This window comes from Paenibacillus pinihumi DSM 23905 = JCM 16419, assembly GCF_000422505.1.
Classification (GTDB): Bacteria; Bacillota; Bacilli; order Paenibacillales; family Paenibacillaceae; genus Paenibacillus_D; species Paenibacillus_D pinihumi.
Genome location: NZ_AULX01000006.1, coordinates 240,153 through 252,207 on the forward strand (window position 1 = coordinate 240,153; position 12,055 = coordinate 252,207).

A 12,055-nucleotide genomic window follows, 5' to 3' on the forward strand; every position below is an offset into this window, starting at 1 on the left:
CGCATGTTGTTTCAAGGAGGAACATTTGAAACAGATGCCTATTTATTCGTCTTTTCGTTTTTTAAATGCCTTTTTTGACAATTGAATAATTCATTAAATCGTTGAGAGACTTAGGATGAGCAAATAAGTCGCCGTCATTCTTCAGGAGGAAGAAGGGCAGCGACCTGTTTGCTCATTTTTTTATATCCATATAATAAGCCGCATAAGGGGGTGATCCAATGCTCGTGTTAAGGAGAAAACCCGGAGAATTTGTGCTGATCGACGACAACATTATGGTACAGATCATTAAGACCGATGAAGGCCATTTACGCTTGGCGATCGAAGCACCGAAACATATTTCTATTGTTCGTGGAGAGTTATGGGAAGAAAGAAATAAAGCCTTAGGAACGACCAAATAGGTCGAGGCCTCTGCCATTTAAGGACGAGTGGTGAAGTCAGGGAAGATAGCAGTTTGACTTACAAATCCTTGTTTTGGATTCGCGCGCAATCCATCAATGACTTGTGAGTACAGGGTATGCGCTTCAAAGGATGCCAATGGATAGGCATCCTAAACACACCACATGGAGGTAATGAGAAATGAGAATTAACCACAACATTGCAGCACTGAACACACATCGGCAATTATCGGCGAACACCAGCGGTTCATCCAAAAATCTGGAGAAGCTGTCTTCCGGACTACGCATAAATCGTGCGGGCGACGATGCGGCAGGCTTGGCCATTTCCGAAAAAATGCGTGCGCAAATCCGCGGGCTGGATCAGGCGGGACGGAACGCCCAGGACGGAATTTCACTGATTCAAACGGCGGAGGGTGCGTTGAACGAGGCGCAATCCATTCTGCAGCGTATGCGCGAACTGTCCAACCAGGCGGCGAATGACACGAACACCAGCCAAGACCGCGACGCCATGCAAAAGGAAATCAATCAATTAACTTCGGAAATCAACCGGATCGGTAATACGACCGAGTTCAATAACCTGAAATTGCTGAACGGCCAAATCAATGTCAAGTCGGCCGTTACGGCGAATGTTCACGGCGGGCAAGTGAGCGGCACGATCGACATTCTGAGCGAGGCCACCAACGCAACAACCAAAGGCGCGGCGCTCTCCAGCACATCCCAGCAAATTTCCGCGGTCGGTGGCCCGACTGTAACCGGCACGGCGGTGTTTACCAACCCGTCTGCAGCCAACTCCGGCCCGAATGTCGGAGAAACGAAAGCGATCGTGACAGGCGGTACGCTCACCGGGCAGAACATCGGCGCCTTTGCCACTACCGTTACAGGCACAGCCGTATTCACGCCAAACGGCGCGGGTCCTAACCTTGCGACGACGAGCGCAACGGCTACAGGCTCCACGGTTCTGACCGGCAACGCAGCATTCAAAGTATCGACGTCAGCGCATCAGGAAACCGTCGGAACGAAAACCTACACAGCCGCCGGCGCAGGCGCGGGCGAATTTGTCGGCCCGAATGTAACGGCCAGCGACAACGAATTTCAGTTCTCGATTAACGGCACGGCCTATACGGCTGCATTAGCAGTTAAAAACTATGACGGTACGGCAGGCAACGGCATCGCCCAATTCGCGTCGGATTTGCAAGACGCTATGCGGGCGGCAGCTGGCGGTGACCCGAATATCGGTGTCAGCTTCAATGCGACAACCTCGCAGATCGAGGTATCTTATGCCGGCACAGCCACGCCTTTCAAAATAGACGGCGGCGGCATGGTCACTTCGCATTTGCTGGCTAGCCCATCGGACTCTTTCGCCACGCAAACCGTAGCGCAGAACAACCAGCTTGCCTTGACAGTCAACGGCACGACCCAAACGATTTCCTTGACGGGCGGCAGCTACGATCTGACAGACCCGGCGGGTCAAACGGCTTTCCTGGCCGATATGCAAACGCAATTAGATACCGCATTCGGAACGAATAACGTTGTCGCTTCCTTCGATGCAGGCCACTTGAAGCTGACCAACGCCGCGACCGGCTCCGGCAGCACGATTACCGGCATTTCCGGCAACGGCGCCGCCGGCCTGGGACTGAACAACGCAACGCTTGCACAAGGCACAGAGAACAACACGCTTACGTTATCGTACCAGGGTACAACGAAAACCGTCACAATGGATGTCAAAAACTACAATAACAGCGGCGCAGGAACAAGCGGCAACGACTTCCTTGCCGATCTGCAAACCCAACTGGATACAGCGTTCGGCTCAGGCAAAGTAACGGCTTCTTTCGACAGCGACAATAAGCTGCAATTTAATGCCGAAAACTTCGGCGAAACACTGACGCTGGACGGCGGCGGCATGCTGAACAAAGTCATTAAGGCGAATCCTGCCGATTCGTTGACGACCAGCACGCCAGCAGCCAACAACACTCTGTCGCTTAGCATGAACGGCACGAACAAAACGATTACACTGTCGGGCAACTATACGGACCTGACCAATGCGACCCAGCAAAACAGTTTCGTTACCGATATAAATTCCCAGTTGGACGCGGCGTTCGGCGCAGGCAACGTTGTCGCTTCCTTCAGCGGCAATAAGCTCGTATTGACCGACAATACGACAGGGACAGCCAGCACGATCGACAATATCGGCGGCACGGCTGCCTCGGCGCTCGGCTTGACCGGATTGTCCGCGCAAGGCATCGAGACGAACAAGCTGACACTTTCGTATAACGGCACGCAGAAGACAGTAACGCTGGATACCGCCGACTACAGCGCGGGCGGCAACGACAGCGCAAACGACTTTATCCAAAACGTGCAGTCCAAGCTCGATAGCGCGTTTGGCGCAGGCAATATTAACGTCAGCTTCGACGCAGACAACAAGGTTGTCTTCACAGCCAAGAACGCATCCGATACGCTGACAATCGACGGAGGCGGAGCGGCGTCGCTGCTCAAAGCGACCCCTGCAGATTCGTTCTCGACGAGCATTTCGGGAAGCGGCAACAGCACCCTGAATCTGACCGTCAACGGCGTAAGCAAAAGCATTAAGCTGGCCGATGCCACCTACGACTTCACCAACGCCACCAGCAAGAACAGCCTGCTTGCCGATCTGAACGGCAAGCTGGATTCGGCGTTCGGCGCCGGCAACGTTGTAGCTTCTTTCGATGCGGACAATAAACTCGTGCTCACCAACAACCTGACAGGCACGGACAGCACGATCACGAACGTGACGGGAAGCGCGGTCAACTCCCTGGGCTTGAACTCCGCTTCGTATACACAAGGGAAGAATGCCAACCATACGGGAACGATCACAGTTGACGGCAACGACGTGGCCATCTCGCTGACGGCCGGCACGTATACGGCGGGCGGACTCGCTGCCGAACTGCAATCGCAAATCCGCGCAGCGGGCGGCTCGCTTGCCAACGCAACCGTCGATATAAAGGACGGCGCCTTCGAAATTAAGACCGGCACGAGCGGCGCGGCCGGGTCGGTCGTCATGTCAGCCGGCGATCTGGCGAAAGCCTTGAAGCTGGACGCGGCAAGCGGGGCCACGAGCACGGAAGGCGCCAACGCCATCGACAACGGCCTGCGCTTCCAGGTAGGCGCGAATGCGGGGCAGACGATTGCCGTCGGCATCAGCGATATGCGCAGCCAAACACTGAAAGTCAGCAGCGCGGCAACCGGCTCCGTAACAGCCAGCGACGGCAGAGTCGCGTACTATACAGCCATTGCCTCGGCAACCGACGGAACGAGCAACGACAACACGGAGTATGCACTCGATCTGTCGACCAGCGATAAATCGACCGCCGCATTGAGCGTGCTCGACGACGCGATCAACTCCATCTCTTCCCAGCGCGCCAACCTGGGCGCTTACCAAAATCGTCTGGAGCATACGATCACCAACCTCGGCACAGCCAGCGAAAACCTGACTGCCGCCGAAGCCCGTATCCGCGACGTAGATATGGCGAAGGAAATGATGGATTTCACTAAGAACAACATCCTTACCCAAGCAGCACAAGCTATGTTGGCTCAAGCCAACCAGCAGCCGCAAGGTGTACTGCAATTGCTTCGTTAATTTCTCAAAATTCCGACCGAGCTTTCCCAAAGGCTCATTTATAATTTTCAGTCTCCAATTATCACTAATTTCGTATGCAAAAACGACCTCCATCTCCACTTTATCATAGGTGGAATTGGAGGTTGTTTTCTTATAAACAGCCGTTTACGTTACATTATCCCTTCATACGAACGAAGTATTCATCGCTGCAATTGCGTATAAAGGCTCTATCTTTAAGTTTAATTAGAGTGACTTTGTCTGGGGACTGTGCCTGCCACGGACTTCGCTCTATTTATGATACGGTTCACCGTACCTCTTTAACGGCGAATAAATATTAAATGCTTCCATCCCATCGCTGATGCAGATTTCGAGTTATGGAGAAACTTTTAATACAGGTAGTTAGTATTAATTTTATTTTTGAATTCACACCTAAGAACTATTCCCACTGGTGAAAATTATGTTTAAAGTGTAATGTAATGTATAAAATATCTTTCGAAAAGGGATGTGGATTTGATTGAAAAAGAAAGCATTTATAGCGATTATTAGCGTATCCATGTTAGCTAGTATGGGAACTGGAGCACTGGCGGCAACTAAACTCCAAGAGATTAAAGCTTATCTTAACCCTGAAATAAAAGTACAAGTTGATGGAACTTATACGGAGTTGCGTGATGTAAACGGCAACGCTATTGCACCGATCAGCTATAAAGATACTAATTATTTCCCAATTCGTGCTATATCTGATGCGCTTGGTGTAGCGGTAGACTATAATTCGGCTACTAAAACGATTATTCTAGGCGAGAAGGTAGACGGTGTCTCTATTGCTAAGGAATTCGAAGATATGTATTATACGAAAGATCCAGCCAAAACAACCTTTAAAGGTAAAGATTATAAAGAAGCTTATTTCGACACAGGTTCTGGTGATCGCAGCTCTAACTTCATGCTTCACCCGAATAAAGAGCATCAAACGCTGTACCTTCAGATAGCAGCTGTTGACGGTGATATTACTGATTTTACAATCGAAGACTCTAACAACAATATTATTTTGAAAAAAGTAGATGTCATTAAATCTGCAGAAGGCTTGGTTACTATCCAAGTTGATATCGGAGGCATTAAGTCATTGTACATTCATGGGCAAGTCAAGAGTGGTGCTACAGTCTTTATACCGTTAACTACTTCATATTATAAATAAGCTTCACTCTTCATAGATGTTTTTATGGATAAGGTGAAAGACACTCTAAAGGTTCAAGCATGAATTATCGCTTGAACCTTTAGTTGTACTCAAACAGATTCCTAAATGGGTTAAATGTATGTTTACGCCCCGTTCTGAATATTCAGCATTGCTGCTCGATGACACGGTTCAGCTCACTACACTTAAAGCAGCTTGTTTCTAACCCTTCCAGCTGTAGTGTGTTCGTGGCTGTCGTGGTCACACTACCAGCCTTAACGCTATGTTCGAGCTTGCAACGCACCTCTGGCAACCAGCATATATCCGGCCCCACGCATCGTAATGATTCTCTCAGGATTGACAGGGTCAGCCTCGATTTTTTTACGTAAATTACTGATGTGTACAGCGACCGTTCTCATATCCTCCAGACTTTCCATCCCCCAGATGAGCTGAAACAACGTATCGACAGTGACGACACGATTAACGTTTTGTGCCAGATAGGACAGTAGACTGAACTCTTTTTTCGTTAAAAAAATGGGATCACTGCCCATGATGACGGACTGTGCGTAGTAATCCAGCGTCAAACCCGGCAGCTCCAGCAGTTGTTCCTTTCTGCCCGCCGACACTCTGCGAAGGTGAGCCTTGATCTTGGCCATAAGTACGCCCGGACTAAACGGTTTGGTCACATAATCATCACCGCCATAGGATAATGCCCTGATTTTGACCTCGTCCTCCTCACGGCTACTCAGAAACACGATCGGCGCATTCGTGTAGCTGCGTGCGTTCCTGCACCAATCAATGCCGTTTTCATTAGCCAGCAGTACATCCAGTACAATCAAATCCGGCTTGAACGACGCAAGCAGCTTCATGGCTTCTGTCCCGCTATAGCTGTAGGCGCATATGAAGCCCTCGCGCTCGCAATAAACCTGAACAATCTCGCATATATTGGGATCATCATCGACGATCATAATTTTGTGCATGTCCGTCATGCCGTCACCTTCTTTCTTCTACAATTAAAGAATACATGGAAGCGATACATAGAATATTGACCCCGTCTTGCCGTCGCTCTCCGCTCGAATCGTTCCTCCATGAGCTTGTACGATTTCCCTGCAAATCGCCAGCCCAAGCCCGCTGCCCTCTACACTATTCTCCACGCCCGGTCGGTCATACCTGTAATTGCGATCGAAGATTTGCTCGAGCTGATCCGGAGGAATACCCGTGCCGGAATCTTGTACGCTAATGATCGCATAGCGGGTATGATTCACCTCGTACACAGCTAGCGCAATACTCACCAATCCGCCTCTGGAGGTGAACTTCATCGCGTTCGAAACCAGATTAAACAACGCCTGATCCAATCTTTGCGCATCCATTTCGACAACAGGCACGTTAGGGCTTTGATCTTCCACATCTCTGAAATCCAGCCTGAAATTGAGCCCTGCGTCACGCACAACCAGCTCATATTGTTCATAAAACCGGCGCAAGAAGTGAACCACATGAACCTGCTCCATCCGGTACGAGACTTGCCCCGTCTCCAAATGCGACAAGAAGGACAACTCCTCGATCATGCGGTTAATCCTTATCGTGTTATCCCGGATATACTTCAAGTACTGTTCATCGCGCTCCGGCTTGACTCTGTCCCGCACAGCCTCGACATAACCAAGCATGCTGGAGAGCGGTATACGCAGATCATGCGTAATATAGGCAAGGAGCTTCTTCCTCCCTTGCTCGGAGTGAAGCAACCGGTCATACGAAGTGCGGAGATCATCATGAGCTGCGGATAAGTCCTGTGTGCGTTCCTGCACAGTCCTCTCCAAACTCATATTCATATCAGTCAGCTTGTCGTTAGCGGCCTGCAGCTCAAGTGCAATTCTCTCTTCGTTCGATGCCGCCCTCGTAAATCTTGAAGAAAGCAGAATCATCTGTGCGATCGTAAACACCAACAGACCAAGCGGAGATGTATTTCCGATTCGTGACCATTCATTGTAATATAAAAAATCGTTGACGACAGTAACTAAACCAACCACCGACACGAGCAGGAAGATTAGCGCTCCCTCCATACGCGACAAAGCCGCTTTGACCAGCCCAACCATCAGATAAACCATATGCAGAAAAACCATCACACCTATCATCAGTAACATTTTGGTATATAGAAGTGCAGGGGTCACCACAACAACGATACAGAATGCGCCGGTAACGATCCGCGTGCCAAGATGAAACCAACGTGACACATAATTCGGAAAAATGCTGTCAAAGTACATCGTCATGATATAACCAATGCTGCAAAGAATCAGGTATTCGATCTTGAACTGCAATCCCCATGGAAAAGATGGCCACAACTGTGTGAGCAAGAGCTCGCCGACCAGCAAGGATCGGATACCGGACAACGTGGTGAACAGACCAAAATACAATGGAGCCCTGTCTTTGCGTCGCAGTCCGAACAACAGCAGATGATATACGCCAATCACAAGCAGGCCTGCGGTGGTGAACATTTCAGCGGCGATTCTCAGATTTGTCCTAACCGTTAACACATCACTGCCGCCAAACTCTATATACTTGGTGATGCCGCCTCGGCTATGATGGAAGTTGGCTACTTGCATAACCAGCTCCACCCTGTCATTTTGGGGCTGAAAGAACACCAGCTTCGTTGCCAGATGCGGTGTCAAACTGCTCTTGTCCGGACCAACTGTACCAACTTCTGCCAGTAGTTCACCGTTAACCCATAATTTATACGCATGAAAAATGGTAGGCATCCGCAGAGCAAGCCGCTCATTCCTATCCTGCTCGCTAAGCTTTATGACCACCCGAAAGGTTGCAAAGCCTGTACCGTTCAGTTGCTGACCATCTAATTGATAGCCTAACCATGAGCCCGGGATGCTGATCCAGCGATCATTATTTCCGTCCATTGCTAAGCGATTATGTATGTCCTCAGGCGACAGCAGCTCTTTCCAGTAGAACGCCCATTCCCCTTTTAACTTTACCGGATTCTCACTAACATGAACCTTCGTTAAATCCAGAATGCCTTTTTCACTTTGGTACTTAGGGGAGTCCGGTACAGAAATGACGGCATAGCTTACAATCAAACCAACAACAAAAGCAGCAGCTATATAAAGCCAGATCGTACGAGAACCGAATCGGAGAATACTCCTCACTATGAATCCAACCCCAATCTACAAGAGCGCAATAACTAAGTTGATTATCTAAATCATATCATCATTAACGGAAAATGTACCCTGAAAAAATCTCGAGGCGTTGAACACAAACATCACGATGAGGTCCTTTTCTGAACGTAAGAAAAACCGTCCACTCCCGGACGGTTCATTAACGTGCAAACCCAATTTTTGAAAAAAAAGATGGATGATATCGATAGTTTGCTTCAAACATCCTTAACGATCTGTTATAGAGGAAACTCGTTAACAACCGGCTGTTTAGTCATTGATACTGGAGCGGCACATTCTCTTCTAGCTTCTGATGTTGTATCAGATATCGGCATCAAATTCGAAAACGGCAATAAACTTGTGAGAAGCGTTGGGATCGGTGGATGAATATTCGTTTCGAAAACGAGTTGATCAAATCCACCTTGGTGATCTAATCATGACAGATATCAGCATAGATTTTGACGTCTTCCATGAAGACATCAATTACATAAACGGCCTCATTGGCCTCGATATACTGAAAAATGGTAACATGATCATCGACCTTCACCAAATGGAAATGTATTCGGCAAACTCCAAATCGTACTGAAATGGGGACGCGAATTTGCTCGCGTCCCCATTTCGTCTCCAACCACACTGTACGTCTACTCAAAACCCTTATAAATCAACAGACAAACGCTCTCAATATGTGTCGTATGCGGAAACATATCCACCGGCTGCACTTCCACCGTCTTATACCCGCTGTCTTCCAGCACTCTCAAGTCTCTTGCGAGTATTGACGGGTTACAGCTCACATACACAACCCGTTGCGGCTTCATCTTCAGGATCGTGTCCAGCAGTGCTGGGTCACAGCCCTTGCGCGGCGGGTCGACGACGATGACATCGGCGACGATGCCTTCTTCACGCCAGCGCGGAATGACAACCTCAGCCGGGCCTGCCTCGAACTCCGCGTTCGTAATCCCGTTCAGCGCCGCGTTGCGCCCGGCATCCTCAATCGCCTCCGGCACAATCTCAACACCGTACACCCGTCCCGCCTGCCGTGCCGGGAATAGCGATATTGTCCCGATCCCGCTGTCGCCCCTTGACCAGTTTCCGCCATTCCGAATGGCACTTGCGCCTTATTGCGGTAGCGCCATGGCTCGTCCATCCCAATCGTGTCATGCACGATGATGCTGATGACAAAGAAAGTTGGTTTCATCAAGGTCAAAATGCAGAATTTTGAACTATTTTTAAGAAAATGGTTATTTTCTACAACAAATATGCAAAAGATATCGTCTCTAAGTAAGAAGTATGACGCATGAAACCGATGTTAAAATGAAAAGTAAAATCAAGAAGGAGTTGGTTTATTATAAAAAAAATAGCGGCATTAATTGTACTAAGTATCTTAGCAGGATGCAGTACTCCGGGTTCAGAGCAAAATTCTCTCCCTTCAACAACGAATAGTGCCAGTTCGACGGAACAACCTGCCGCCATAACTTCGCCACCCGAAACCAAGCACTTTCAAGTGAAATATACACCAACTACGATTGCTGAGCCGCTAACCAAAATCGATGATATAGAAAAATCCATGCAATTGACAAGTCAAGAGTTAGATGGTTCCACGATTGTGGTTTATAAAAAAATTGACGATAAAAAATTAATATATGCTGCTCTCCGAACTAAGGAAGGAAACTACGAAATCGGACAGATTGGGTACGAAGGGGCCAGCGACTATTCCATCAATACAATTGAGGTTTTGGGTCAATCCTATATAAAAGTGACAGGTTCGATTGGAGCAAACTTCCCGATATCGGATTATGTCTCACTTACCACTTCACCTCCTACCCTTTTGCACCTCGAATTAAATACTATTGAAGCTGATGTAGATCAAGACGGAATTAAGGAGATAGTGGCTACTATAGGTACAGCAGCAGAAACGACCATCTACAAAATGGATAACAATTTGCTGTTGAGCGCAAATCTAAACGAAATTATGAATGCTAATGTAGTCACGTATGATACCAAAAGCAACAACTTTCAAGCAGAAGTTACTAAAGGCCAGCTTTCTAACTGGAAAATTGAAAATAATCAGCTTCATTTAGTCCCTTAAAAGCCTTCGGACTTTTTATGGCAGAGATGAAGCCCAAAACCCCGGAAGAGATAAATAAAGCAAAAACAGCCCATTCTTTCAGGGCTGTTTTGCTGATAAAATGATTTATTCTGAGACATATCTGATATGCTTTAAAACCTCCAAGAACATAGGCAGAGCCGTTTCCTTCTCACTTTCGAAATAGTAAAGGCTTAGAACATATTTTTTATTGTCTTTTTCCAGGACAAAATAGTCCTCAAATAATATTTCGATTTGGCTTGGTCCATCATGCTTTTTTGATCCTACATACTCTTCATACTTTTGAAGTTCATTATTCTGTAGGTTAAGGTCTGTGAAGTAAATATCATCATATTCCAGCAAACTGATGTGTTGCTTATTATTATCATATCCCCATTTGTCCCCATCATCAAACTTGTAAATTTCCATCTGATTAGGAATATACAAGCCAAATGGCAGTAAGGGGGCTTGGGCAAAATTAGCTGACGATTTCTGATTTTTCCATTGCAGAGTAATTTCTTTAGTACCATCGTATTCTTTAAGATCAATAAGACTCTCTTTACTTGTCTCCTCCTTTGTATCATCATTTTTTTCTTGTTCATCATTTGATTGATCTATAACCTGACTCTCTGGAGTTTTATTCAACTCTGGTATCGTACCCATATTGTTCTTTTGACAAGCTGACAAAAAGCACACTCCTATGAGAACTGAAATTAAAAATACCTTCTTCACTGTACTCCTCCTTTTATTTTCAAAATGATTATATTCAATTAGACGTTGATTTTTCTGTAATTGCCCCATATATAGTAAAAAAATAGAACTATAAAACTTACCTGAATGAATCAATTTGATAATCACGGAATAAGCCAACTCCCTTTTATGCCTCCCTATGTACAATACTGTAGATCTGAACCGCGGGTTGTTCCGTAACTGCTTTATTATTATTTTTAAGCTTTGTTATTCCTAAAATACAATCATATGGCGATATACCATATAGAGTCGTTGAATCAAAGTTATTATTGGGGGAATTATGAATGCAAGAGCTTGTGAAGGAACAAGTGGGTCAGGAAGAAGCAGAGAACGAACAAGCAGAAATGAAGATGGAATGGAACGAAGCAATCCATGGCCCTAGAGGTATAATGGGCTGGTTGCTTGTTCCCATTATAGGCATGGTATTTTCAATGCTTTCTTCAGCATTCCAATTATTTACCAAGACGATACCAGCGTTGTCTTCAGACTCTGAGGTCGTACGATTTGAGACGTGGTCATTTATAGAAATTTATGATTCTGAGTGGACTACTATTTTGATATTTGATGCCGTATTTTATGGGGCACTCATCATCTATACCGGATATGTGTTATTTGAATTTTTGCGAGTGAAACCGATCGTACCGCGTTTAATGATCATTCTTTATAGTGTAAATCTGCTAGCTGCAATCATCAGAACATACTTACTCTCGACGACCGTTGATGCTGTTAGCGAAGAATTAAAAGCATCATATTGGTCAATTGCTATAGCCGCTGGAATATGTTTAGTATGGATTCCTTATTTTAAACTGTCCGTTCGAGTGGACAATACATTTTCGAAGTAAATGACCGATGGTATTTTAGACCAACATCAATGAAAGAGAAGGCTAATCATATGCAACAGAGCAAGCGCTCATG

Annotated in this window: 7 protein-coding genes and 3 pseudogenes; 6 read left to right on the plus strand and 4 right to left on the minus strand. The window is 46.8% G+C overall.

The genetic code is table 11. The features are described from left to right. Window positions 1–218: 218 nt before the first annotated feature. From H583_RS0100925 to H583_RS0100935, 4 genes and pseudogenes are all read left to right on the plus strand, one after another. A complete protein-coding gene (locus H583_RS0100925) occupies window positions 219–398 on the plus strand; it encodes a carbon storage regulator (RefSeq protein WP_028558827.1) in 180 nt (59 codons plus the stop codon). Between the two features lie 178 nt (window positions 399–576). Beyond that, a pseudogene (locus tag H583_RS38240) lies at window positions 577–994 on the plus strand (flagellin N-terminal helical domain-containing protein); the annotation flags it as partial. 2,747 nt (window positions 995–3,741) lie between these two features. Then, window positions 3,742–4,008 (plus strand): annotated as a pseudogene (locus tag H583_RS38245) (flagellin); the annotation flags it as partial. Window positions 4,009–4,501: 493 nt separating this feature from the next. Next, a complete protein-coding gene (locus H583_RS0100935; RefSeq protein WP_028558829.1) occupies window positions 4,502–5,176 on the plus strand; it encodes a stalk domain-containing protein in 675 nt (224 codons plus the stop codon). Window positions 5,177–5,433: 257 nt separating this feature from the next. Here H583_RS0100935 and H583_RS0100940 read toward each other — a convergent pair whose 3' ends face one another. The 3 genes and pseudogenes from H583_RS0100940 to rlmD form a co-directional block, all read right to left on the minus strand. Continuing rightward, window positions 5,434–6,141, minus strand: a complete 708-nt coding sequence (locus tag H583_RS0100940; RefSeq protein WP_028558830.1) for a response regulator transcription factor — start codon at window positions 6,139–6,141, stop codon at window positions 5,434–5,436. A gap of 24 nt (window positions 6,142–6,165) precedes the next feature. Then, window positions 6,166–8,301 (minus strand): sensor histidine kinase, encoded by a 2,136-nt coding sequence (locus H583_RS0100945; RefSeq protein WP_028558831.1) that lies wholly within the window; start codon window positions 8,299–8,301, stop codon window positions 6,166–6,168. A 647-nt stretch (window positions 8,302–8,948) separates the two neighbouring features. Continuing rightward, window positions 8,949–9,374: pseudogene (gene rlmD / locus H583_RS0100955) on the minus strand (23S rRNA (uracil(1939)-C(5))-methyltransferase RlmD); the annotation flags it as partial. Between the two features lie 434 nt (window positions 9,375–9,808). On the opposite strand from rlmD, the gene H583_RS0100965 reads away from it, so the two are divergent. Then, window positions 9,809–10,393: a hypothetical protein gene (locus H583_RS0100965; RefSeq protein WP_154665765.1), complete on the plus strand. Its 585-nt coding sequence runs from the start codon at window positions 9,809–9,811 to the stop codon at window positions 10,391–10,393. Window positions 10,394–10,498: 105 nt separating this feature from the next. Here H583_RS0100965 and H583_RS0100970 read toward each other — a convergent pair whose 3' ends face one another. Continuing rightward, window positions 10,499–11,248 (minus strand): hypothetical protein, encoded by a 750-nt coding sequence (locus H583_RS0100970; protein ID WP_154665766.1) that lies wholly within the window; start codon window positions 11,246–11,248, stop codon window positions 10,499–10,501. A gap of 176 nt (window positions 11,249–11,424) precedes the next feature. Here H583_RS0100970 and H583_RS0100975 point away from each other — a divergent pair, with 176 nt between their 5' ends. Then, window positions 11,425–11,982, plus strand: coding sequence for a DUF2569 domain-containing protein (locus H583_RS0100975; protein ID WP_028558836.1), 558 nt, complete (start codon window positions 11,425–11,427; stop codon window positions 11,980–11,982). The last annotated feature ends 73 nt before the right edge of the window (window positions 11,983–12,055 follow it).